Origin of the sequence: Streptomyces sp. A0958, assembly GCF_004795035.1 — a bacterium.
GTDB lineage: Bacteria > Actinomycetota > Actinomycetes > Streptomycetales > Streptomycetaceae > Streptomyces.
The window spans coordinates 125706-149224 of record NZ_SSBK01000009.1; the positions used below are offsets into that span (position 1 = coordinate 125706).

A 23519-nucleotide genomic window follows, 5' to 3' on the forward strand; every position below is an offset into this window, starting at 1 on the left:
CACGGAGAGAGCCAAGGCCCCGCATATTGCCAGGTCAGGCCGAGGGAATGGAACGACGACCGGGGCCGCCACCCCCCACAGGAGAGGCCCCGGTCGTCTTCCGCGGGGCCGCAGGACGACCCCGTACTCATCTCAGCGCCGTGGGTGCGTTTTCTGTCACACCGGGGGCGGACGGGGGAATGTTGCGGGTTGTACAAGTCATGGACGCGGTACCCGCGAAGGACGTAGCGTGCTGAGTCGCGCAGGGTGGCGCGGCAGTGGTGACCAGCTGCGATTCAGACGGCAGGGCAGGTTGAGGTAGTGCTGGGGGACGACGCGGGGCTTACCGCCGCGGTGCTCGCGGCGCAGCACGGGGACGAGGACGCCTTCCGTACTGTGTACCGCGCTGTGCAGCCGCGGCTGCTGGGCTACATAAGGACACTGGTGGGGGAGCCGGACGCCGAGGACGTGGCGTCCGAGTCGTGGCTGCAGATAGCCCGGGACCTCGACCGTTTCAGTGGGGACGCCGACCGCTTCCGGGGCTGGGCGGCGCGGATAGCCCGCAACCGTGCCCTGGACCATCTCCGGATGCGCGGCAGGCGTCCCGCCATCGGCGGCGACGAGACGGAGCTGTCCGAGAAGCCGGCCGTCTCCGACACCGCCGACGAGGCGATCGAGTCCCTGGCGACCGGCCGCACCATGTCGCTCATCGCCCAGCTGCCGCAGGACCAGGCCGAGGCCGTGGTGCTGCGCGTGGTCGTCGGGCTCGACGCGAAGAGCGCGGCGCAGACGCTCGGCAAGCGGCCGGGCGCGGTCCGCACCGCCGCCCACCGCGGGCTGAAGCGGCTCGCCGAACTGCTGCGGGCGGACAGCGGGGAGGGCCAGGAGAGCACCGGCCGCCCGGACGGCGGAGGCGGACTGCCCGCCCTGGGCCCGGCGGACCGGGGCGCACCGGAAGGCAGCCTTCCGCACGGCGGAGCACCCGCGGGTCCGGGCGGCCCGCCCCGGCGCCAGGCCGGCCCCGAGGCCCCGCAGGCGTCCTTCAGGAACAACGCGGCGGACCCGGCGGCCCGCACGGCGGAACTCGGAGCCGTACCCGCACAACGCCCCTCACGCACCGGCCTGGTGGCTCCCGCCGGTGTGACGCATTCGCGTCTGTGGACGCAGAAGGACATGTGATGGCCGACGAGCAGTACGCATGGCTTGACAAGGAAGCGGCGGAGAAATTGCTCCGCGGCGAACCGGTCGACCCTGCCGAAGGCCGCCCCTGTCAGGATGCCGAACGTCTCGCCGCCGCCCTCGCCGCCGCAGCCCGCACCGCCCTGCCCGCCACCGGCGAACTGCCCGGCGAGGCCGCCGCGCTGGCCGCCTTCCGCGCCGCCCCCCGCCCGCCCCGGACCGCACCCGGCACCGGCCCGGACCGGGCGGAGGCCGCGCACGGTGACGGGGCGGACGACTCCGGGCCTGCGATGCTCCCTGCTGTCCACATAGGCAGGGCCGCCTCCGGCGCGGGTGCGGGGGCCGCGGGGCCGCGCGGCGAGCGCCCGTTCCGCTGGAGCCGGCCCCTGCGCTTCGGCCTGGTCGCCTCCCTGGCCTGCTGCGCGATCGGCGGGGTGGCCGTGGCCGCCGGGACCGGGGTGCTGCCCGGGCCCTTCGGCCGGCACGACCCCTCCCCGGCGACCTCGGTCTCGGCCGCCGCCTCCCCCGAGGAGCTGGGCTCCGGCCCCGTCCCCGACGACGAGGCCCCCGTACCGCCGCAGCCCGGCTCACCGGACCTGGGCGCCCCGTCCCCGGACGCCCCCGCCCCCGGCACGGACCGGGACGGCGAGGACACCGCACACCCCGACGGCACCGCCCCCGAGGGCGGCCGGAGCGGCACGGACGGGGACGGCACGGACCGGTCGGGCGGCAGCCGGTCCGGCGGCGGGACGGGCACCGCCGACGACACCTCCGGCGGCGGCTCGACGGACACCGAGAAGGGGAACGGCCGGTCCGACGACGATGACGACACGTCCGCCGCCTGGTACGCCAAGACCCTGAAGGCCTGCCGCGCCTACCGCGACGGCACGCTCGACCAGGACCGCAGGGCCCACCTCGAAGCCCTGGCCAAGGGCGCGCACAACCTGGACCGCTTCTGCGACCGGCTGCTCGACAAGGCGGGCGACGGCAGCGACGGCCGGGTCGGCGACGAGGGAAACGCCGAACACGGCGGCGAACCCTCGGGCGCGCTCCCGTCGATCCGGTTCACCGAGTCGCCCGGCCCCACGGCGGCGGCCATCGTCCCGGACCCGGCGACGACGGACTCCGGCACCTTCTACGCCCCGGAACCGACCGCCTCCGCGGCGGCCCGCTGACCGTCCCCGCCACCGGGTGTGACGTTTTCCGACCCGCGGACGCTGTACAGAATGAGCCGACTGGTCATCGGCAGCGCCCGGAGCCGGGGTTCCCCCCGTACCTGCGGCTCGGCGCACATGGCGCGGGCGGGACACGTTCCCCCGGTCCCGCCCGCGCCCCTCACTTGTAGACGACGACCTTGTCGCCGGTGCGGACCTGGTCGAACAGGGACGCGATCTTCCCCTCGTCCCGGACGTTGACACAGCCGTGCGAGGCGCCGTTGTAGCCGCGGGCCGCGAAGTCCGAGGAGTAGTGCACCGCCTGGCCGCCGCTGAAGAACATCGCGTAGGGCATGGCCGTGTGGTAGATCGTCGACACGTGGTGCCGCGACTTCCAGTACACGGAGAAGGTGCCCTCGCGGGTCGGGGTGTACTGCGAGCCGAACCGTACGTCCATGGACGAGACGACCTTGCCGTCGATCATCCAGGACAGCGTCCGGCTGTTCTTGCTGATGCAGATCACCCGGCCCGTCAGGCACCGCTTGTCCGGCTCGGCGACCGGGCGGGTGGTCGGCGGGTTCAGCTCGGCGGCCGTCGGCGTGCGCGTCATGCCGAGCAGCTTCTGCCAGGTGACGGTGTCCGTCTTCCCGGTCCGCGCCAGGCCGCGCTTGCCCTGGAACGACTGCACGGCGGCGGCCGTGACGGACCCGTAGTAGCCCGTGGGGCTGCGGTCGAAGTGGCCGATCTGACGCAGTCGGGCCTGCAGTTCGCGCACCTGCTTGCCCTGCGCCCCGCTCGCCATCAGGACCGTGCCCTGCGGATCGGCCGACGGCGGCGTGGTGCTGGGCTTCGGTGCCGCCTTCGCCGGCTCCTTCGTCCTCGCGCTCGCGGACGGGCTCGCCGCCTTCGTCCCGCCCCCGCCCGGCTTCGCGTCCTCGGTGGGCGCGGCGGAGCTGCTGCTCGCCGGTGCCGGCGGGGCGACCTGACCGCTGTCGGCGGCCTGCGCCTTGCAGCCGGCCGTCACGGCGGCCAGGGCCAGGACGGCCACGGCGGCGGTCGCGGCACCGGCTGTTCGGCCGCCCCTGCGCGCGTATCCGTGCCCCGTCCTGTTGGTGCGTACCATCTCGACCCCCTGAATCCGTGTATCCCATGGGACGGGATTCCCGCTGCGTCCGGTTGCCGAATCCTTGCGCGTGGTGGAAAAGCGGTAACGATGCGGGACGCGGCCGGCGCACCGCCGCCCCTCCGGCCGAGGAGGGGGTGGTGCGCCTGGGGGTGGTTACTCGCCGAACAGCACGAGGAGCAGGCGCACGTGCGGGAACAGCCGGAGCCGACGCTCGGCGCCGAGTGTCGTACCCGCGTGCGACACTCCGTTTCATGCTGGGTGTCACCGACCTTCCGACCTATCTCGCCGGCCTGGTGCTGATCGTTCTGCTGCCGGGGCCGAATTCGCTGTACGTGCTGTCCGTCGCCGCGCGGCGCGGGGTGCGGACCGGGTATGTGGCCGCGGCCGGGGTGTGGACCGGGGACACCGTGCTGATGACGCTGTCCGCGCTGGGCGCCTCGTCGTTGCTGCGGACGACGCCCGTGCTGTTCGCCGTCGTCAAGTACGCCGGTGCCGGATACCTGACCTGGATGGCCATCGGGATGCTGCGGACCGCCGTGTCCATGTGGCGCGAGCGGCACCGGCGGGTCGCCGAGATAACGGGGGAGGCGGCGGGCGGGGCGCAGGTGCCCGGGGGCGTGGAGCGGCCCTACCGGCGGGCGTTGGTGGTCAGCCTGTTCAACCCGAAGGCGATCCTGTTCCTGATCTCGTTCTTCGTGCAGTTCGTTCCAGAATCCAACCCCCTGCCAGGCTTCATATTGCTTGGCGTCCTCGCCCAGGCCGCGAGCGTGTTGTACCTATCGTTCCTGATCTCCGCGGGTGCCCGGCTGGCAGCGGCGTTCCGCAGGCGCAAGGCGCTCAGCGCGGGAGCTACCTCCGTGGCCGGGATGCTGTTCCTGGGGTTCGCGGTCAAGCTGTCGCTGGCCAGCGCGTAGGGGGCCGCAGTGTCTGACCTCCGCCAGGCAGCAGCCCTGTTCGCTGGCATGAGCCCCCAGGGGCAGCGGGAGGCACTAGAAGCCCTGGGCGTGCCCGAGAGGGCCCAGAAGGAGCCCCAGGAGCCTGCCAAGGTGACTCCGTTCTCTGCCCTGGTCAGCGCACCCAGCAGGCGGAAGCGTCGGCCCATCACCGTGAAGGTGGGTGCCGCCGACAGCGCGGGTTGATCCCGTAAGTTCAGTTCTCTCACGCGGGCTTGGCGTCGCTGGTAGCTGACCTGATGCGCTCTCAAGTCGCCAAGCTCCGTGCTCCCGGCCCGTGTTTATGCAAAGACGCGCATAGTCGCGTTCCTGCATAGACGGCTCACCCGCCCCGCTCGTACTGTCGTGACGACCGGCCCGCAAGGGGCCCGTAGCAGGGGGTTCACAGCTATGGCTCGTGAGGAACTGACCCGACTGACCGGCAACGGGAACGGGAACTGCAACAACGACGACTGCCCGAACGTCTACCGCACCGCGTCCGGCTCGTTCGTGGTCCAGGGGGACGTTTCCAAGGCGTTCACCGCACCGGACGGCGAAAAGCTCGTTGAGATCCCCGAGGAGACCTTGAGGGAGGCTTTCCGTGCTCTTGGATGGTGAAGCCTGGACGGCCAAGGTTCAGGGCTTCAAACAGGAAGCGTGGCGACTCGAAACCCTTCCCGTCTACAGGGTGCCGAGTGAGGACGGAGATATCCGGGATTTCCTGGCCGGGCAACGACTTGACCCCGAGAACTACTCCTCCGGTTACATAGAGGGCCTGAAAAAGATCAGGGCAGAGGGGAAGTCCAAAGGGCGGGTCCACATCATCAGGCAACCGCTCACGGACTATCTCCGCTTTGAGTTCATGTACTACGACGTTCACTCGCGGGCCGGGGATGACATCCGCATCCTGGATGTAACAGAAAGGCCCAACCCCCTTGAAGGGGTTCAGGACTTCTGGCTTTTCGACCGTTCGGAAGTCGTCCTCATGAACTATGCGGAGGACGGCACCCAGGCCGGCCGGGAAATCTACGACGGCGACCCAGCACCGTACATCGAATACCAGCGGATTGCCCTCGCGGAATCCGTGCCGTTCAGGGAGTACATCAACGGTGGCCATCGAGCCTGACGAGCTAGACCAGTCGGGGCGTGAACTCGCGGCCATGCTTAAGCACCTTCGCAAGCAAGCCGGGCTCTCAGGGGTCCGGCTTGCTGCACGTTGCAACATGTCCCAATCCAAGATCAGCCGAATTGAGGGCAACAAATCCCGCCCGTCACTCCTGGACGTTGAACAGATTCTTCGGGGCCTTGAAGCTTCCCCCGCCATAGCAGCTGAGGTCATGGCCCTGGCCAGGATTGCGCAGACTGAGTGGCAGGACGGCAGGACCCTTCGCAGGAAAGGGCTCGACAAGAAACAGTTGCAGCTTGCTGGACTTGAAGCATCCTCCACAACATTCCGATACTTCCTTCTCTCCATGATTACCGGGCTCCTGGCCACCCCTGAATACGTCCGTGCCAGCTTGGCCCAGGCACCCCCGGAGCAGCAGGCCAAGGCCGTGGCTATGAAACTCGACCGGCAAAGGGTCCTGTTTGATCGCTCCAAACTGTTCACGTTCATTCTGACTGAGCAGGCCGTCAGGTATCCGCTCGTGCCGCCTCACGAGCTGGCCATGCAGATTGACCGACTTGTATCCTTCACTCGCCAGCCGAACATCAGGCTTGGGATTATCCCCATGGGGGTCAACTTCTCTTCTGGGGCTCTGAACACATTTACGGTCTACTTGGTAGTCCCCTGTTGTTCAGGGTCGGTGCGTACGGGGTCCTTAGGGTCGGCTCTGCCTGATGTTCAGGGCTGGCTACTCGACCCTGGACTTTAGGGCTCCCCAGGTTGCCTCGCTTGCTCCTGGGTTGCGCCTTGCACCTATCGCCGGGCAGCCTCCGATGACGGCAGCAGCCCGGGATGACGATTCGGAATCGCCAAGGCTTGCCCATGTGTCGTTCTTCCACGATCAGCCATTCAGCGGCGACGGCCTTTTCTATCCAAGGGTCGATATCGCTACTGCGGGTCTCACCCATCCAGTGAGCAATGTTGGTCTTGCTTACGCGAATGCCAGCAAGACCACCGTTCCTGCGATATTCCCCATCCTCCCAATCTGTATACTCTGCCATGACTGCCAGCATTGCGGAGGGCCGTAGATCCAGCCCCTTGCAGCTATGGACGATCTTCCGGACTATGCTCACTACCTTGTAGGTGTCATTCATTCTGTTCTCCTGAATTCGTGGCGTTACGCAGCTTCTCCATGATTTGCTTGCAATCCTCGGGCAGGTCTTCAAATCGGTGTGCCTGTACGTCTTGCCAGTGCTCTGGTAGATCCACCTGTCCTTTGTGGACTCCGGATCAATCTTGGCCAGGTCAGTCATAAGGGAGTCTGGAGTGCTCTCCGCCTTCTCTCGGATAAAGCCCGCCTTGTCGAACCTCCCTCCGGGCTCCAGGCCCGTCATGTAGTAAGCAATAGACTCTTCCAGTCGCTTACGCTCTCGTCTGTTCTCTTCGCCACGGGCGTACTCTCGGCGGATCACCTCGTAGTCTCCGAGTTCATCGAAGACGGCCTGCGCCAAGGAGCGGTGAGTATCCTCGGGGTCTGGAATCACAAAACCAGGCTTACGGCACCTGGGGCATCGTAGGTAGCGATATTCCCTCTCCTTGCCCGTGGAGAGCGTCTTGTAACTGTTGGTCTCGTTGATGTTATTGGCGCACGTCTCGTGCTTGATGACACCCAGGAAGCGAGTAGGGCGACGGTTCTTCTCGTGGTGGCGCTTGTTCTTCGCACGGCAAGCCAAGGCTTGCTGAACCCTCTCGAATTCATCAGCGGTCAGGATCGGATCATCCGTCACCCTGATTTCCTGCCCGTTCTTATCCAGCACAGGTTTCGAGCTATAGGCCGTGGACTTTGTACCTCCGTCGGTCCGAATGCCCTTCACGGCGGGATTCCTTAGAGTCCTGAGCACCTACTGATTGTTCCACTTGCCATTGCTGTAGGTCGGGACCTTAGCCCTGTCCAACACCTTGGCAATCCGGTTTGCCGGTACACCCCGCATCGCAGCGGCGTACATGTAGCGCACCACTCGTGCTCGCTTCGGGTCCTGAACAAGGCGCAGCTTTCCACTCACCCTGGCCGTCTTGTAACCGAATGACGGCTTACCGATGCGCCACTGGTCCTGCTGCTTCGTGTACTCCCAGTGCGAGGAAACGCGAGTCTTGGTGTTCGCTGCTTCAATCTCTGCCACAGCAGCAATGAACGTCACCATTGCCTGAGCCGTCGGAGAGGGCAGGTCCAGGGTGTCATTGAGGGAAGCCGGGTTCTTTCCGAACTTCTCACACCACTTGATGACCTCGTGGAGGTCAGAGATTCGCCTGATGAACCTGTCCAGTTTCCAGAACAGAATCAGGTCGAACTCAGGTATCCGATTGTTGAGCCAGTCGCCCAGCTCTTTCCGCTCCCGTGGTGCTTTCTTGGTTGCCGAGACTCCAAGGTCCCTCGCCACACCGACAATCCGGATGCCTTCCCGGACGGCGTGGCGGCGTAGGTCAAGTTCCTGCCGTGCCGGACTGGTGGTGTCCTCCGTGAGGCTCGAGAGCCGGACCGACAGGAGCCCACGGGGCGCGCCCTCGGGTAGTACCTCGTCCTTGGCCTTGAGTTCGGCCAGCTCTGCCAGCTCGTCTGCGGTCCACTCCGGGGCGGTCTGCGTAGGTGCCGTGGGGCCAGAGCGTACATGCAGTTGGACTCTAGAACGTTCTTCGTGCAGTTCGTCGACCCGGGGTACGCCTACCCGGCGCTCTCCTTCCTGGTGCTGGGCACCCTGCTCCAGATCGCCAGCTTCCTGTACCTGTCGATGCTGATATTCGGCGGCACCCGGCTGTCCGCCGCGTTCCGCCGCCGCGGGCGCCTGTCGGCGGGGGCCACGTCGGCGGCCGGGGTGCTGTTCCTGGGGTTCGCCGCGAAGCTGTCGCTCAGCAGCGTCTGACCCGGCAGCAGGCGTCTGATCCGGCAGCAGCGTCTGATCCGGTGGGCTCGGGCCCGGTGGGCTCGGGCCCGGTGGGCTCAGCCGCTCGTGAGGCCGAGGCCCAGCGGGGCGAGGTATTCCGCGAGCCCGGTCGTGTCCCGGCCCGCCCAGCCGATGTAGCCGTCCGGGCGGACCAGGAACAGCCCCGTGCCGTACGGCTCGTAGGCGTCGGCCAGCCGGTGCGTGCGCAGCGCCGGGGTGCCGGGCTCCGGCAGCTCCGCGTCGGTGCCGACCGCCAGCAGCGTGAAGTGGGGGCCCCGGAAGACGTCGAACAGCCGCCGCTCGCCGGCGGGTCCGTCCGGTGCGCGGTCGCCGGCCTCCAGCGCGCCCGCCCGGCCCACCGACAGCGGGCCGTCGCGGTAGCCGAGGCCCAGCTGCTGGGTGGCCGTGCCGCGTTCCTGCTCCCCCCGGTGGATACGGGTCGACAGGCCGAGCATCTCGGCGGCGACCGGGCGGCGCTCCTGCTCGTAGGTGTCGAGCAGGGCGGCGGGCGCCCCGTGGCGCAGCACCTGGCCGAGCTTCCAGCCGAGGTTGTACGCGTCCTGCACGCTGGTGTTGAGCCCCTGGCCGCCGGCGGGGGAGTGGACGTGGGCGGCGTCCCCCGCCAGGAAGACCCGGCCGTCGCGGAAGCGGTCGGCCAGGGCGGCGCGCGGGCGGAAGTCGGAGGACCAGCGCACCTCGGTGACGTCCGCCGCGTCCAGGTGCGTGCGTGCGGCGACCACCGCGCGCACCCCGTCCGCCGAGGTGTCGGGCTCGCCCTCCTTGTACCGGGCGACCAGTTGGAAGTCCTCGGTGCCGGGCAGCGGGCAGATCGCGATGTACCCCGCGTCGGTGTTCATCATGTGCCAGTTGAGCCGGTCGAGGGCCTTCACCCTGATCCGTACGTCGGCCACCAGCATGGGAGCCGGGTCCACCGTCTCGCCGGCCATCGCGATGCCCAGCTCCCGCCGCACGGTGGAGCGCCCGCCGTCGGCCGCGACCAGGTAGGCGGCGCGGACCGGGCCGGTGCTCAGCCGTGCGGTGACCCCGTCGGCGTCCTGGTCCAGGCCGGTCAGCGCGGTCGAGAAGGCGACGTCGCCGCCCAGTTCGCGCAGCCGGGCCAGCAGGATCTCCTGGGTGCGCCACTGCGGCATCATCCACGGTTCCCCGTACGGCTCGGCGTCCGTCGGCGGCGCGACCCGGAACATGCGGTGCTCGCCCATCCGCTCACCGTTCTGCCAGGCCATCCCGACCGGCGCCGGCCCCCCGTGCTCGCGGACCGCGTCACCGACCCCGAGGTCGTCCAGGACTTCGCGGGTGCGGGGCTGGATGCCCTTGCCGCGCGAGCCGGGGAAGAGTCCCGGCGCCTGCTCCACGACGAGGGTGCGCACGCCCCGGCGGGCCAGGTCGCAGGCCAGGGCGAGACCGCACGGACCGGCGCCGACGACAAGGACCTCGGTCCCGGCCCCATCCATTTCCTTAACGCTGTTAAGTTCCATGGGTCCGAGTGTGAACTTAACGCTGTTAAATTGTCAAGGGTGGACTGTTAACTTGGCACCCGTGGGTACGACGAAGATCGACCGGTCCCGGGTGGCCGACACGGCGCTGCGGCTGCTGAACGAGGTGGGCCTCGACGGCCTCAGCCTGCGCGCCATCGCCAAGGAGCTGGACGTCAAGGCGCCCGCGCTCTACTGGCACTTCAAGGACAAGCAGGCGCTGCTCGACGAGATGGCCACGGTGATGTACCGGCGGATGCTCGCCGACGACCTGCCCGGCCCCGCCCCGGACAGCTGGCAGGACCAGCTCGTCGCGTACAACAGCGCGCTGCGCCGGACGCTGCTGCGCTACCGCGACGGGGCCAAGGTCTACGGCGGCGCGCAGTTCACCGGCACCGACCACGCCGACGGCCTCGAAACCCACCTGCGGACCATGCTCGACGCGGGCTTCGAGCTGAGGCAGGCCGTGCGGGCGTGCACCACCGCGTACGCGTACACGATGGGCTTCGTCAGCGAGGAACAGGGCGTCCGCCCGATGCCCGACGAGGGGCGGCGTGAGGGCTTCGACGTCGGCGAACGCGCCGAGCGGCTGGCGCGCTACCCGCTGGCGGCGGCGGCCGGCCCCGAGATCTTCGGCCGATTCGACGAACGCTTCGAGGAAGGCCTGCGGCTGATCGTCGCGGGCATCGAGACCAGGTACGGCGCGCGCTGAGGACCGCCGTACCTCGCCCGCCGTCAGGTACGCGCCCGCCGCCGGCGGACCCCTCCCAGGACCCTCGGCGCGAAGGCCACCGCGAGCAGGCCCGCCAGCGCCGCCGCCCCGGTCGCCGTACCGGCCCGCAGGCCCGGCGGGCGGAACGTGCAGTCCACCGCCGTCCGCCCCGCCTCCACGGGTGCCGCGACCAGCCCCAGGTACGAGCCGGCCGGGCGCCCGTCGCAGCTCCAGCCCGCGATCCGGGGCGCGGCCAGCACGGCCACTCCCCGGGTGTGCGGCGGGAGTTGCGCGTGCACACCGCTGCCGGAGACCGTCACCCGCGTCGCCCCCGTGCGCTTCAGCCCCGCCACCGCCGAGGCCAGCCGGCCCGGGTCCAGGCAGCCGACGGAATCGTGCGGCACGGTCCCGGACCGCTCCGCCCGCAGGGCCACCGCGATCCGGCCCGACCCCGGGCCGAGCGGCAGCACCCCGGCGCGCCGGGCCGGCAGACCGCCCCGTACGTCCTGCGGATCGCCGGCCGTGCCCAGCAGCGCCGTACCGAACAGGTCGGGCGCCCACAGGAACACCCGGCTGCCCGCCGGACAGCTGGCGCTCAGCGTGTACGCGCCGGGCTCCACCTCGTACGCGTGGGCGTCGCGGTCGGTGGCGGGCGCGCCATCGGCGGAGCGCAGCGAGGTCGCCGGCAGCGTGTACACCCGGGCGCCGAGCAGCTTCTCCTGGTTGCGGAACGGTGAGCGCCCCCAGCCGGAGGGGGCGGAGCCCGGCGGGCGCACGGTCACCAGCGGCGGCACGTCCTGCCGGGTCACGGTCACCGGCCGGGCGTCCGGGCGGTTCCAGACCTGGTGCGGGTCGCGCGGCATGTGGACCCGGGCGCCGACCGAGAACACCGCGTCGGTCACCGGGTTGTCCAGGCTCTGCACGGCGCGCCCGCGCGAGGTCCAGCCGGCGCCGAGCGCGAGGAAGGTGCGGGTCGTCACGTCGGGCGTATGGCTGCTGTAGTACGCCCCGCCCTGGCCGCCGACCGTCAACGGGTCGTTGGCGGTGCTCTGTTCGAGCCCCGGGTCGGTGCGGTAGCGCGGCCAGCCGTCGGCGCGGGCGACCGCGTCGGCCTGGAGGCTCTGGCGTTCGCCCCAGGGCGCGTAGTCGTCGAGCTGCTTCAGCCGCTGCCGGTCGGCGTACGCGGTGGTCGCGGCGGCCTGCCCGGCCTGCGCCCCGACCAGCAACACCACCGCGAGGACGGCGAACCGGCCGCCGCGTACCAGCGCGAGCGCGCAGAGAGCCGCCACCAGGCCCATGGTGAACAGTGGATACGTCCAGCGGCTGACCAGGTCGCTGGGCGCGGCGCCCACCGCGATCAGCACCAGCACCCCGGCCCCGCCCAGCAGCGCCCGCCGGTCCGGCCAGCCGCGCGCCACAGCGGTCCAGGCGGCGATCACCACCAGGCCCGAGAGCACGAACGTCTGGCGGAACGGGCTGCCGTTCGGCGTCGCGAAGGCGTGCCAGAGCAGATGCGTGGGCCCCCACTGCAACGACAGTGCGACCACGGCCACCAGCCCCGGCCACACCCACCGCTCGGCGCGCGGCACCCCTCGGTGGAAGGCCAGCGCGCAGGCCAGCAGCAGGGAGCCGGTACCGAGGAAGAGCGCGGGGCTGAAGAAGCCGTACGTGGCCGGCAGCAGCCGGGCGGCGGCGTCCGGCCAGGCGGCCGGGGCGAACTCCTGGGCCCGGCCCGGGTAGGCGTGCCGCGTCCCGAGGTAGACCGGCAGCAGGACCGGCGCGGCGAGTCCGATGCCGAGCAGGACCGTGCGCACCGCCCGCCCCAGCCCCCGCACCCGCTCACGCGCGGTCCCGTCCTCCAGCACCAGCCGGACCGCCAGCACCAGCGCCGCGCCGAGCGTGGCCATGTACGCGGTGTAGAAGTTCGACACCCAGGCGAGCGCCACCAGGAGCGTGCCGAGCACCGGCCGCCGCCCGGTCCGCGCCCACTCGCCGGCCAGGCACAGCAGCGGGAAGGCGATCAGTCCGTCCAGCCACATCGGGTTGTACACGGCCTCGGTCACCGACCAGCCGCACAGTGCGTACGAGGCGCCCAGCACGACCGCCGCCCACTCCCGGCCGCGCCCCCGGCGCAACGCGGTGAGCAGCCACGTCATGGCGGCGGCTGCCGCGCCCGTCTTCACCAACGTGACCACGTAGAGGGCGAGGTCGATCCGGTTCCTCGGGAACACCCCGACGAGCAGCGCGAACGGGCTGGTCAGATACGTTCCGAGATCCGGCAGGAAGCTGCTTCCGTAGCCGGACCGCCAGTTCAGCAGCAGCCCGCCGTCCGCCCGGCCGTGCAACAGGTCCCAGAGGTGGGTGTGGAACGGGACGAACTGATTGCCCAGGTCGTTCACGCTGCGGGTGCGCGGGCCGAACGGGAAGGTGCGGGCCACCGCGTCCCCGGCGCAGACGGATACGACGGCGAGCAGGGCGGCCGGAGCGGCACTCCGGCCGCGCGGCGATCGGAGAAGCGACGGATTCCTCATGATGGGTCGAATATGTCATCGAACATCGTGAAATCCCGTTGACGGAAAGGGGGTTCACCTGATGGTCCGCAGCCGTTCATCCGGCCGCCCCGGGCACGGCCACAGCCCGTGGCCGGCGGGACGGAACGCAGTTTTCCGCGCCGACAGGGCGAGTTCATCCCAGCCCGATCGCGATACCGGCCGCATCGTGACGGGACATCGCATCTGCGTCCACGACCGCCACCCCGGGGCGCGGCTGGTGGAACCCCCGCCCCTGCCTACCGCAGCGCCATCCGCCGCAGCGCCCTCGCCCCCCTCACCGTCCCTGCCTACCGCAGCGCCATCCGCCGCAGCGCCCTCGCCCCCCTCACCGTCCCTGCCTACCGCAGCGCCATCCGCCGCAGCGCCCTCGCCCCCCTCACCGTCCCTGCCTACCGCAGCGCCCCGCCCCCTCACCGCCCCTGCCTACCGCAGCGCCATCCGCCGCAGCGCCCTCGCCCGCCTGGCCACCCGCCGCACCGCCGCGTTGCGCGGCAGGAACGCGAACTGCTCGGGCACCCCGCCCGGCAGCCCCAGCGACGTCAGCCGCCTGCGCTTGAAGTAGCGCCGGGTCGCGTCCGTGAGCCGGGCGGCGAGATACCGCTCCGCGACCGGCCGCAGCTGCGGGTAGATCTTCGGCTGCATCGCGAACCCGACCGCCGTCACCAGCTCGTTCAGCCCCTCCGGCGCCACCGCCGGGGCGACGGCCGGTGCGCCCCGGTCCTCCAGGTCCGGCACCAGCGCGTCCACCAGCGTCACCGGCACCCGGTTGCTGTTCTCGAACGGCGTCAGCCGCTCCAGCAGCGTCCGCGTGCCGACCCGCGCCACCGGCAGCCCGTAGAACGCAGACGCCGTCAGCAGCGCGGTCGAGAAGCAGCCGACGACCAGCGCGGGCCGCATCCGCCGGTACAGCACCTCGGCGAGGACCGGCGCGGTCAGCACCCCCGCGTCCAGCACGGTCAGCTCCGCACCGAGCCGGGCCGCCTCCTCCTCCATCGCCCGCGACCACTGGGCCGGGGCCGTCGGATGCGGCTTGAACACCAGCCGGCGGTGGCCGCGCCCGACCGCGCCCCGCATCATCCGCAGATGCAGCTCCTCCTCCTCGGCCGCGCCGATCAGCCCCAGCGCGGAGAGGTACTGGCCCAGCAGCAGCGCCGGGCCCTCCACGGACGGCAGCCCCGCCGCCCCGGCCGCGTCGTCCAGCTCCCCGAGCACCTTCAGGAAGGCGTCCGTCGGCACGGTGTGCGCCCGCACCCCGAACTCCGTGAGCAGCAACGGCCGCAGCCCCGGCACCAGATCGAGGTGGAGGAGGCGCCCCACCCGGGTGCCGACCAGCGGATCGATCCGGTTCCTCGTCGGGCCGTAGCTCATCAGCCCGTCCGCGTACACATCGACCGGTACGCCGGTGAAGATCCGGCAGAGGGCCATGGCCGGGTCCACCTGGATCGACTCCACGGCCAGCTCGACGTCGTCGTCACCGAGCCCCCAGGCCAGCCGCAGATGCCGTTCCCACAGCGGTACGTCGTCCGGGCGCGGGGACCAGGCGCTCGGGTGGTGCGGGGCGATCGTCGCGTTCCACGACACGACGTCGTCGAAACGGGTGCGCAGCGCGTCGAACCCGGGCATCGCGTCGACCGAAGGGGTCGTCTCCGGGACGGACGCGTTGTTGGCGACGAGCAGGATGCGCCGCCCCGCGTCGGGGAAGAGGCCCGCGTCCAGGGCGGCGGCGAGCGTCGCCGTGCCGTAGAGGGTGGAGGCGAGGAAGATCTGCGTCGTACGGCTCCGGCTGCTGCTCACGCGGCCGCCACCTCCGTCGCGGCGGACCGCCGCCGCAGCCGGCGCAGCAGAGTCGCGCGCTCGACGTCCATCGAGTCCAGCGCCTCGTCCAGCACGTCCTGCGGCATCCGCCGCAGCGCACCGGCACTCATCGATTTCAGCGCACGGGCCACGGAGGGTTCGAACCTTTCCAGCGCGCTCATGTGGTGGGAAATGATCGCGCAATAGTTGCGCACCGCTTTCGGCAGCAGTGCGTGCGCGTCGCGGTCCGCCGCTGTTTCCCGTACGACCTGGTCGAACGAGCGAATGAAATCGAGCTGGCGCATGTCACCGATCTGCGTCAGGGACGAGGCGACGCCGCGCCGGTAGAAGATGCCGAGAAGGCCCAGAACCGCGAAGGAATCCGCCTCGCGGTGCAGCCGCCAGATCCACGGCCGGTCCTCCGCCGTGCGCAGCCCGTCCGTGAAGTGCAGCAGACCTCGGTCCAGGAGCCGGCGGTGGTAGAGCCCCGCCCAGGCGTACGCGTAGTCGACGGACGTGGTGCGCGCGGCGGGCAGGATCGCGTCGCGCGGGGCCATGACCTCGCCCCGGCGGCCGTGCGGGACGCGGTGGACCGTACGGTTGCGGCCGTCGACCTGCACATGGTCGGTGCGCACGAAGTCGCAGCCCAGCGCCTCGGCCCCGGCCAGCAGCTCGGCGTAGAAGCCGGGGGCCAGCCAGTCGTCGCCGTCCAGGAAGGCGACATAGGTGCCGCGGGCCGCGTCCAGACCGGTGTTCCGGGCGGTGGCCAGGCCGCCGTTCTTCTCGTGTCCGCGGACGACCACCCCCGGGATCTCGTCCTGAGCGCGGCGCAGCAGCTCCGCGGTCCCGTCGGTCGAACAGTCGTCGACGAGGATGAATTCGAAGTCCTCGCGGGCATTGGCCCGCAGACTTCTGAGGGTGTCTGGTGCGTATGTGCGCACGTTGTAGAACGGCACGATGACGGAGAGCTTGACCACCCGCGTCACGCTAGCTCCGGGCCGGGCATTCCCCCTGTCGGCCGTGCGGACGGCAGGTGAACGGAAACTGACGGAACAGTGAACCGGCAGGCCCTCAAGGGAATCGTCCGCCCCTTTTCCAACGCGCCGGGCGGCCGGTTCGACAAGCGTCGGCGGGCTGTTAACCCTTTGTTGCTCTCACGTTGGGCCGCCCAACCCCGGGCCTTCCTAACGTCTTGGACGTGCCCCTCAGCAACAGCAATTCGGCCCCACCAGCGGCAGCGGCAGCGCCGGCGTCCACGGACACCCCGGCCCCGGCGCTCCGGGTGGCCGTGCTCGCCGACTCCGACACCCGATGGAAGTGGGGCGCGCTCACCGCACGCCGGCTGACCTCGGGCGACGACCGCGCGGCCACGCCCCGCGCCCGGATCAGCGGACTGCTGCTGCGCGGCCGGGCCACCCCGACCGCCCGCCAGCTCGCCGAGGTCGGCGACGTCGGCGTCACCGGCCGGGTGCGCGAGGTCACCGCCGTCGAATTCCTGCACGCCGTGCGCGACGAGGGCTACGACCTGGTGGTCCTCGCCCTCGTCGGCGGCGGCGTCCAGGCGATGCTGCACGGCCTCGCCGCGCTCCGGCTGCCCGCCAGGCCCGTCGTCGTCACCGGCTACGTCGGCGTCGTCTACGAGAAGCTGACCGACGGGCTGCTGCTGCGGCACGGCGCCGACATCGTCCTCGCCAACTCCCGCCACGACGCGGACCGCTTCCGCGCGGTGTACGAGGGCGTGGGCGCCGACGCCTCGGCCGTCACGGAGGCCGCCCTGCCGTTCCTCGGCGGCGACCCCTACCGGCCCGAACCCGGCCGCGACACCCTCGTGTTCGCCGCCCAGCCCTCCGTACCGGAATCCCGCGCCGACCGGACGTACCTGCTGCGCAGGCTCGCCGAGCACGCCCGGTTGCACCCGGGACGCGAGGTCCTGCTGAAGCTGCGGTCCAAGCCCGGCGAGCACACCACACACATCGAGGAACACCCCTACCAGCGGCTCGCGGAGCGGCTGGTAGGCGGCCTCCCGCCCAACCTCCGCCTCGCCTACGGCCACATGGGCGAGGTCCTGGACCGCACCGACCTGCTGGTCACCGTCTCCTCGACGGCCGCACTGGAGGCCCTGCACCGGCGCATCCCCACCGCCGTCCTCACCGACCTCGGCGTCCGCGAACCCCTCGGCAACCACCACTTCACCGGCTCCGGCCTGCTCACCTCCTTCGACCGCCTCGACAGCGGCGACCGCCCGCGGCCCGACCCCGAGTGGCTGGCCGGCCAGGGCGTCTGCGCCGACGGCGGCTACGCCACGGCCTACGACACCGCCCGCGCCCGGGTCACCGCCCTGCTCGCCCGGGACCGGCTGCCCGACCCCGCCCCCTACTACACGCCCGCCACCGCCCCCGGCTACCTCCCCGGCATCCTCGCCCGCCACCGGCTGGCCCCCGACGGCCACCCGCTGCCCCGCGCCACCGCGCCCAGGGGGACCGGGCGGGTCGGGGGAGCGGTGCGCGAGGCGGTCCGCGGCGCGGCCCGGGGCGCGTACCGGCACGGCGTCCAGCGGGTCGCCCCGGTCATCCGTCGGATGGGCGAGCTGTGAACACGACCACGAGAACCCACCGAGCCACGACACTTCCTGGAGGACCGATGACGCCGCCCACCGTGCTCGCCGTGATCCCCGCGCGCGGCGGATCGAAGGGCGTACCGGCCAAGAACCTCGCCCGGGTCGGCGGCGTACCGCTCGTCGCCCGCGCGGTCCGCGCCTGCCTGGCGTCGGGCGAGGTGACGGACGTCGTCGTGACGACCGACGCCCCGGCCGTCGCGGACGCGGCCCGCGCCGCCGCCGAAGCGCTCGGCGAGAGCGGCCGGCTGCACTGCGTACAGCGCCCCGAGGCCATCGCCGGCGACACTGCGACCAGCGAGGCCGCCGTCCTCCACGCCCTCGACGCCTACGAGGCCATGCGGGGCAGCACGGTGGACGTCGTCCTGCTCGTCCAGTGCACCAGCCCCTTCGTCGCCCGCGAGGACATCGACGGGGTCGCCGCCGCCGTCGCCCGAAAGGGCGCCGACACGGCCGTCACCGTCGCCCCCTTCCACGGCTTCCTGTGGCGCGACGGCAGCGCGGCCGAGGACCACAACCACGGCGTCAACCACGACAAGTCCGTCCGCCCCCGCCGCCAGGACCGCCCCGAGGACCTACTCGAAACGGGCGCCGCCTACGCCATGGACGCGGCCGGATTCCGCACCCACCGCCACCGCTTCTTCGGCGACACCGCGCTGGTACGCACCGACCCGGCCCGGGTCCTGGAGATCGACGACCCCCACGACCTGACCCGCGCCCGCGCCCTGGCCCCCCTCCTGGACCCCGCCCCGCTGCCCACCCGCGATGACATCGACGCCGTCGTCCTCGACTTCGACGGCACCCAGACCGACGACCGGGTCCTCATCGACGCCGACGGCCGCGAGACCGTCGCCGTGCACCGGGGCGACGGACTCGGCATCGCCGCGCTGCGCAGGGCGGGCGTCCCGCTCCTGATCCTCTCCACCGAACGGAACCCGGTCGTCGCCGCCCGCGCCCACAAGCTGCGCGTCCCCGTCCTGCACGGCGTCGACCGCAAGGACCTCGCGCTCAAGCAGTGGTGCGACGAGCAGTCCCTCGCCCCCGAACGCGTCATGTACGTCGGCAACGACGTCAACGACCTCCCCTGCTTCGCGCTCGCCGGCTGGCCCGTCGCCGTCGCGAGCGCCCACGACTCGGTACGCGCGGCGGCGCGCGCCGTGACGACCGCCCCCGGCGGCTTCGGCGCCGTCCGCGAGATCGCGGCCTGGCTCCTGGGCCCCGCCCTCACCACCCACGCCCCAGCCCCCACCAAGTAAGGGACACCCCATGAACACCTCCCGTCTGCGCACCCTCGGCACCCGCACCGCGGGCCCCGGGCACCCCGTGTACATCACCGGCGAGATCGGCATCAACCACAACGGCGACCTCGACAACGCCCTCGCACTCATCGACGCGGCGGCCGAAGCCGGCTGCGACGCCGTCAAGTTCCAGAAGCGCACCCCGGAGATCTGCACCCCGCGCGACCAGTGGGACATCGAGCGCGACACCCCCTGGGGCCGGATGACGTACATCGACTACCGCCACCGCGTGGAGTTCGGCGAGAGCGAGTACCGGGCCATCTCCGAGCACTGCGCCGAGCGCGGCATCGACTGGTTCGCCTCCCCGTGGGACCCCGAGGCCGTCACCTTCCTGGAGAAGTTCGACGTGCCCGCCCACAAGGTGGCCTCCGCCTCGCTCACCGACGACGAACTGCTGCGCACCCTGCGCGCCACCGGCCGCACGGTGATCCTCTCCACCGGCATGTCGACCCCGCGCCAGATCCGCCACGCCGTCGAGGTGCTCGGCTCCGACAACATCCTGCTCTGCCACGCCACTTCGACGTACCCCGCGAAGGCCGAGGAGCTGAACCTGCGGGTCATCAACACCCTCCAGCAGGAGTACCCCAACGTCCCGATCGGCTACAGCGGCCACGAGACCGGCCTGCAGACCACCCTCGCCGCGGTCGCCCTCGGCGCCGCGTTCGTCGAGCGCCACATCACCCTGGACCGCGCCATGTGGGGCTCCGACCAGGCCGCGTCCGTCGAACCCCAGGGCCTCACCCGCCTCGTCCGCGACATCCGCACCATCGAGGCGTCCCTCGGCGACGGCGTCAAGAAGGTGTACGAGTCCGAGCTCGCCCCGATGAAGAAGCTCCGCCGGGTTCCGGGCGTCGTCGCGGAGAGCGGCGGAACGGCCCCGGCCGCCGAGCCGGGCGCGGTCCGACGGGCCGGCCGGTGAACCTCGCCTTCGTCGAGAGCCCGGTCCAGCTCCTGAACGTCCTGGAGTGGGCCGTCACCGAGGGAGGCGGCGGGCGCGTCCTCACGGACGTCACCGTCGTCGTCCTCCCCCCGGTCGACCCGATGTCGCGCGGCCAGCTGCGCCGGATGGCGGAGCTGGCCCGCGACGAGGGCATGACCGTGCGCTGGCAGGAGGCGCGCGGCGACTCCGGCACCCCGCTGAAGTCGCTGCGCGCCCTCACCAGGCTCGTACGGAACGCCGACCACATCGTCATCGGCGACCCGTTCTCCCGTTACGTACAGCTCCTGCTCTCACTGGTACGCCCCCGCCGCCTCACCGTGGTGGACGACGGCACCGCCACCATGGAGTTCGTCGCCCAGCTCACCCGGGGCGAGCGCCTGGTGCGCTGGCACCGCCGGGGCGGCTCGGGCCCCCGTGAGCTGGCCCTCGCCCCGGTGACGGCCACCGCCCGCCGCCGCTTCACCCCGTCGGCGGCGCGCGAGGTCGAGCTGTTCACCGCCATGCCGGTGATCCCGCCGCCGGGCGTCACCCTCATCCCCAACACCTTCTCCTGGACCCGCTCCCGCTTCGGCCCGCCGCTGCTCACCAAGGGCGCGGACCTGGTCGGCACCTCCCTGGTCGAGACGGGCGTGGTCGACCGGGCCCGCTACCTGGAGGCGGTCGCCGCCCTGGCCCGTACGCACGGCGCCACCCGCTACTTCGCCCACCGCCGCGAGTCCACCGAGAAGCTGCACGCCCTGGAAGCGGCCACCGGCCTGGAGATCGTCCGCCCCGACCTCCCCCTGGAACTCGTCGCCCGCCGCGGGCCCATCGGCCGCACGGTCGTGAGCTTCCCCTCCACGGTGGTCCACACCCTGCCCCTCGCCCTCACCGGCACCGAGGTCAAGGTCGCGGTCTGCGACATCGCCCCGGAATGGCTCCACGCGACGGCGTCCCCGCGCGCGCAGGGCTTCCTGAGCGGCGTCACGGAAACGGCCCGCGACGTCCACCGCCTGGCGCCGTGGCGGGTGACGGCGGTGACGGGGGAGGCCTAGGAGCGGCGGCCGGGCCCGCCGGGAACCGCCGCGCGGCGAGCGCGGAAGTGTACCCGTCCCGCGCGCGTCCCACACGCCGAGACGCGGCCAAACATTCGCCTGTGTGGCTGAAGTTTTCTTGTTTCATGGTCAGTTGAGGAGGGAAGAGGCTTACCCTTCAACAGGTGAGCCAGTTGATCTGCCCCGAGACCGATGCCGACCTGCCCCAGGGCGAGCCCCTGCCCGGCGCCCTCCCCGATTCCCTGCGCGCCGAGCTGATCGCCTTCCGCAGAGATCTGCACATGCACCCCGAGCTGGGCAATCAGGAGTTCCGCACCACCGCGGCGATCAAGGCCCGGCTGGAGCAGGCGGGGCTCGTGCCGCGGGTGCTCGCCTCCGGGACCGGGCTCATGTGTGACGTGGGGACGCGCGGGGAAGGCACGCGGCCCATGCTCGCGCTGCGGGCCGACATCGACGCGCTGCCGATCCCGGACAGCAAGACCGGCGTCCCGTACCGCTCCACCGTGCCCGACCGGGCGCACGCCTGCGGGCACGACATCCACACCACCACCGTCCTCGGCGCCGGCCTCGTGCTCGCCGAGCTGGACCGCCAGGGGCTGCTGCCCAACCCGGTGCGGCTGATCTTCCAGCCGGCCGAGGAGGTGCTGCCCGGCGGGGCGCCCGACGCGATCGACTCCGGGGTGCTGGAAGGCGTCGGGCGGATCATCGGCGTGCACTGCGACCCCAAGGTCGACGTCGGCCGGATCGGGCTGCGGGTCGGCGCGATCACCTCCGCCTGCGACCGTCTCGAACTGTCCCTGGACGGGCCCGGCGGCCACACCGCACGCCCGCACCTGACCACGGACCTGGTCACCGCCGCCGCCAAGGTCGTCACCGAGGTGCCCGCCCTGCTGGCCCGGCGGGTCGACGCCCGGTCGGGGCTCGCGCTGACCTGGGGACGGCTGGAGACCGGCCACGCCTGCAACGTCATCCCGCAGCACGCCGAGCTGTCGGGCACCGTCCGCTGCCTGGACCTCAGGGCCTGGCACGAGGCCCCGGACCTGGTGCACGCCGCGATCGACGAGGTCGCCGGGATGCACCGCGCCAAGACGGTGATCAACTACGTCCGCGGTGTCCCGCCCGTCGTCAACGACGCCGCCGCGATCGATCTCCTCGCCGACGCCATGTCCGCCCGCCGCGGCCCGTACGCCGTCGAGGACACCGAGCAGAGCCTGGGCGGGGAGGACTTCTCCTGGTACCTGGAGCACGTCCCGGGGGCCATGGCACGCCTCGGAGTGCGTACCCCGGGCGACACGCGAGGTCTGGACCTGCACCGGGGCAACTTCGACGCGGACGAGGAAGCGATCACCGTCGGCGTGGAACTCTTCACCGCCTCCGCGTTGCTCCACGGCAATCATCTGTAACCGGACAGGTCGCCCCGGGTACACGACGATCCGATAACGGCTTCCGTACGGGGCTTTATCTGACATCTACGCGCGTTACGATCGCCGCGAAACCAGCGCCGGAAGAGGCGCTTCGGTCAGGTTTGAAGGAGCCTTCCCTTGCGCCGGGTATCCAAGATCACCGCCGCGTGTGCCGTTACCGCGGCCCTCGCGCTCACCGCCACCGCGTGTGGCGAGTCGTCCGACGAGAGTTCCGGCTCGGACAACGGCAAGATGAAGATCGGCATGGCCTACGACGTCGGCGGCCGTGGCGACAACTCGTTCAACGACTCCGCCGCCCGCGGCCTGGACAAGGCCAAGGCCGAGTTCGGTGCCGAGACGAAGGAGCTCACCGCCAAGACCGGTGAGAGCTCGGCCGACCGCGACCAGCGCCTGCAGTCCCTCGCCGAGGGCGGCTACAACCCGGTCATCGCGATCGGCTTCGCCTACCAGGAGGCGGTCGAGAAGATCGCCCCCAAGTACCCGAAGGTCAGCTTCGGCCTGGTCGACTCGGTCTCCGAGCAGAAGAACGTCGCCTCGATCGGCTTCACCGAGGAGCAGGGCTCCTACCTCGCCGGTGTCGCGGCCGCGCTGAAGTCCAAGGACGGCAAGGTCGGCTTCATCGGCGGTGTGGACCTTCCGCTGATCAAGAAGTTCGCCGCCGGCTTCCGCCAGGGCGTCACGGACACGAAGCCCAAGGCCACGGTGCAGATCCAGTACCTGTCCACCGGCTCGGACCTGTCCGGCTTCGGCAGCCCCGACAAGGGCAAGGCCGCCGCCAAGGGCATGCTCGACAAGGGCATCGACGTCATCTTCGCCGCCGCGGGCGGCTCGGGTGCCGGTTCGATCGAGGCCGTCGCCGGCCAGAAGGGTGCCTGGTCCATCGGTGTCGACTCCGACCAGGCCCTGGACCCGGCCCTGGCGAAGTACAAGGACACGGTCCTGACCTCGGTCGTCAAGAACGTCGACTCCAGCGTCTTCGACCTGGTGAAGTCGGTCAAGGACGGCAAGCCGCTGACCGGCAACCAGACGTACTCGCTGGCCAAGGGCGGCGTCAGCCTGACCCCCACGGGTGACCACCTCAAGGACATCCAGACCCAGCTCGACGAGGCGAAGAAGAAGATCGTCGACGGCACCATCAAGGTCAAGACCACGACCTGATCCGGCCCGTCGATCATCTTGATCGACCCGTCGATCGGGGCCCGGCGCGCGGCCTTCGGCCGCCTGCCCGGGCCCCGATTCACGTA

General features: G+C 71.2%; 20 protein-coding genes and 1 pseudogene. 14 read left to right on the forward strand and 7 right to left on the reverse strand.

Translation table 11 applies throughout. The annotated features are described in order from the left end of the window. Positions 1 to 300 precede the first annotated feature (300 nt). Both E6P78_RS12635 and E6P78_RS12640 read left to right on the forward strand, forming a co-directional pair. A complete protein-coding gene (locus E6P78_RS12635) occupies positions 301 to 1158 on the forward strand; it encodes an RNA polymerase sigma factor (protein WP_136203649.1) in 858 nt (285 codons plus the stop codon). After that, positions 1158 to 2333 (forward strand): hypothetical protein, encoded by a 1176-nt coding sequence (locus tag E6P78_RS12640; RefSeq protein WP_136203650.1) that lies wholly within the window; start codon positions 1158 to 1160, stop codon positions 2331 to 2333. The genes E6P78_RS12635 and E6P78_RS12640 overlap by 1 nt, the downstream gene beginning before the upstream one ends. Before the next feature lie 160 nt (positions 2334 to 2493). Here E6P78_RS12640 and E6P78_RS12645 read toward each other — a convergent pair whose 3' ends face one another. Continuing rightward, positions 2494 to 3435 (reverse strand): L,D-transpeptidase family protein, encoded by a 942-nt coding sequence (locus tag E6P78_RS12645; RefSeq protein WP_136203651.1) that lies wholly within the window; start codon positions 3433 to 3435, stop codon positions 2494 to 2496. 254 nt (positions 3436 to 3689) lie between these two features. On the opposite strand from E6P78_RS12645, the gene leuE reads away from it, so the two are divergent. The 4 genes from leuE (at position 3690) to E6P78_RS12670 (ending at position 6244) form a co-directional block, all read left to right on the forward strand. After that, positions 3690 to 4352 (forward strand): leucine efflux protein LeuE, encoded by a 663-nt coding sequence (gene leuE, locus E6P78_RS12650; protein ID WP_136203652.1) that lies wholly within the window; start codon positions 3690 to 3692, stop codon positions 4350 to 4352. Between the two features lie 429 nt (positions 4353 to 4781). Then, positions 4782 to 4988, forward strand: coding sequence for a hypothetical protein (locus tag E6P78_RS12660; RefSeq protein ID WP_136203653.1), 207 nt, complete (start codon positions 4782 to 4784; stop codon positions 4986 to 4988). After that, on the forward strand, positions 4972 to 5496 hold the full coding sequence (locus E6P78_RS12665; protein WP_136203654.1) for a DUF6879 family protein: 525 nt from the start codon (positions 4972 to 4974) through the stop codon (positions 5494 to 5496). Before E6P78_RS12660 ends, E6P78_RS12665 begins: the two co-directional genes overlap by 17 nt. A gap of 34 nt (positions 5497 to 5530) precedes the next feature. Beyond that, positions 5531 to 6244 (forward strand): Scr1 family TA system antitoxin-like transcriptional regulator, encoded by a 714-nt coding sequence (locus E6P78_RS12670; RefSeq protein WP_240799181.1) that lies wholly within the window; start codon positions 5531 to 5533, stop codon positions 6242 to 6244. Here the strand turns inward: E6P78_RS12670 and E6P78_RS33395 are convergent. Then, positions 6138 to 7376 carry a recombinase family protein gene (locus tag E6P78_RS33395; protein ID WP_240799173.1) on the reverse strand — a complete coding sequence of 413 codons (1239 nt, stop codon included), beginning with the start codon at positions 7374 to 7376 and terminating at the stop codon, positions 6138 to 6140. The genes E6P78_RS12670 and E6P78_RS33395 overlap by 107 nt on opposite strands. After that, positions 7377 to 8237 carry a recombinase family protein gene (locus E6P78_RS12680; protein WP_240799182.1) on the reverse strand — a complete coding sequence of 287 codons (861 nt, stop codon included), beginning with the start codon at positions 8235 to 8237 and terminating at the stop codon, positions 7377 to 7379. Here E6P78_RS12680 and E6P78_RS12685 point away from each other — a divergent pair. Further along, positions 8163 to 8393: pseudogene (locus E6P78_RS12685) on the forward strand (LysE family transporter); the annotation flags it as partial. The gene E6P78_RS12680 and the pseudogene E6P78_RS12685 sit on opposite strands and share 75 nt — an antisense overlap. Positions 8394 to 8470: 77 nt before the next feature. Here E6P78_RS12685 and E6P78_RS12690 read toward each other — a convergent pair. Further along, positions 8471 to 9910, reverse strand: a complete 1440-nt coding sequence (locus E6P78_RS12690) for an FAD-dependent monooxygenase (protein WP_136203656.1) — start codon at positions 9908 to 9910, stop codon at positions 8471 to 8473. Positions 9911 to 9971: 61 nt separating this feature from the next. Between E6P78_RS12690 and E6P78_RS12695 the strand changes: the two genes are divergently transcribed. Beyond that, positions 9972 to 10619, forward strand: a complete 648-nt coding sequence (locus E6P78_RS12695) for a TetR/AcrR family transcriptional regulator C-terminal domain-containing protein (RefSeq protein WP_136203657.1) — start codon at positions 9972 to 9974, stop codon at positions 10617 to 10619. A gap of 23 nt (positions 10620 to 10642) precedes the next feature. Here E6P78_RS12695 and E6P78_RS12700 read toward each other — a convergent pair whose 3' ends face one another. The 3 genes from E6P78_RS12700 to E6P78_RS12710 all read right to left on the reverse strand — a co-directional run bounded on the left by E6P78_RS12700 (position 10643) and on the right by E6P78_RS12710 (position 15942). Continuing rightward, positions 10643 to 13150 carry a YfhO family protein gene (locus E6P78_RS12700; protein WP_136203658.1) on the reverse strand — a complete coding sequence of 836 codons (2508 nt, stop codon included), beginning with the start codon at positions 13148 to 13150 and terminating at the stop codon, positions 10643 to 10645. A 444-nt stretch (positions 13151 to 13594) separates the two neighbouring features. Next, entirely contained in the window at positions 13595 to 14965 is a 1371-nt protein-coding gene (locus E6P78_RS12705) for a polysialyltransferase family glycosyltransferase (RefSeq protein ID WP_136203659.1), read from the reverse strand. Continuing rightward, positions 14962 to 15942: a glycosyltransferase family 2 protein gene (locus tag E6P78_RS12710; protein ID WP_136203728.1), complete on the reverse strand. Its 981-nt coding sequence runs from the start codon at positions 15940 to 15942 to the stop codon at positions 14962 to 14964. Before E6P78_RS12710 ends, E6P78_RS12705 begins: the two co-directional genes overlap by 4 nt. Before the next feature lie 305 nt (positions 15943 to 16247). Between E6P78_RS12710 and E6P78_RS12715 the strand changes: the two genes are divergently transcribed. From E6P78_RS12715 to E6P78_RS12740, 6 genes are all read left to right on the forward strand, one after another. Next, positions 16248 to 17558 (forward strand): DUF6716 putative glycosyltransferase, encoded by a 1311-nt coding sequence (locus E6P78_RS12715; RefSeq protein WP_136203729.1) that lies wholly within the window; start codon positions 16248 to 16250, stop codon positions 17556 to 17558. A 47-nt stretch (positions 17559 to 17605) separates the two neighbouring features. Further along, positions 17606 to 18835, forward strand: coding sequence for an acylneuraminate cytidylyltransferase (locus E6P78_RS12720; protein WP_136203660.1), 1230 nt, complete (start codon positions 17606 to 17608; stop codon positions 18833 to 18835). A 10-nt stretch (positions 18836 to 18845) separates the two neighbouring features. Further along, the gene (locus tag E6P78_RS12725; protein ID WP_136203661.1) at positions 18846 to 19796 is read left to right on the forward strand and encodes an N-acetylneuraminate synthase family protein; all 951 of its coding nucleotides are present in this window, start codon (positions 18846 to 18848) and stop codon (positions 19794 to 19796) included. After that, on the forward strand, positions 19793 to 20851 hold the full coding sequence (locus tag E6P78_RS12730; protein ID WP_136203662.1) for a hypothetical protein: 1059 nt from the start codon (positions 19793 to 19795) through the stop codon (positions 20849 to 20851). Before E6P78_RS12725 ends, E6P78_RS12730 begins: the two co-directional genes overlap by 4 nt. 173 nt (positions 20852 to 21024) lie before the next feature. Beyond that, entirely contained in the window at positions 21025 to 22254 is a 1230-nt protein-coding gene (locus E6P78_RS12735; RefSeq protein ID WP_136203730.1) for an amidohydrolase, read from the forward strand. Between the two features lie 138 nt (positions 22255 to 22392). Next, positions 22393 to 23433, forward strand: a complete 1041-nt coding sequence (locus E6P78_RS12740; RefSeq protein WP_136203663.1) for a BMP family ABC transporter substrate-binding protein — start codon at positions 22393 to 22395, stop codon at positions 23431 to 23433. Positions 23434 to 23519 lie beyond the last annotated feature (86 nt).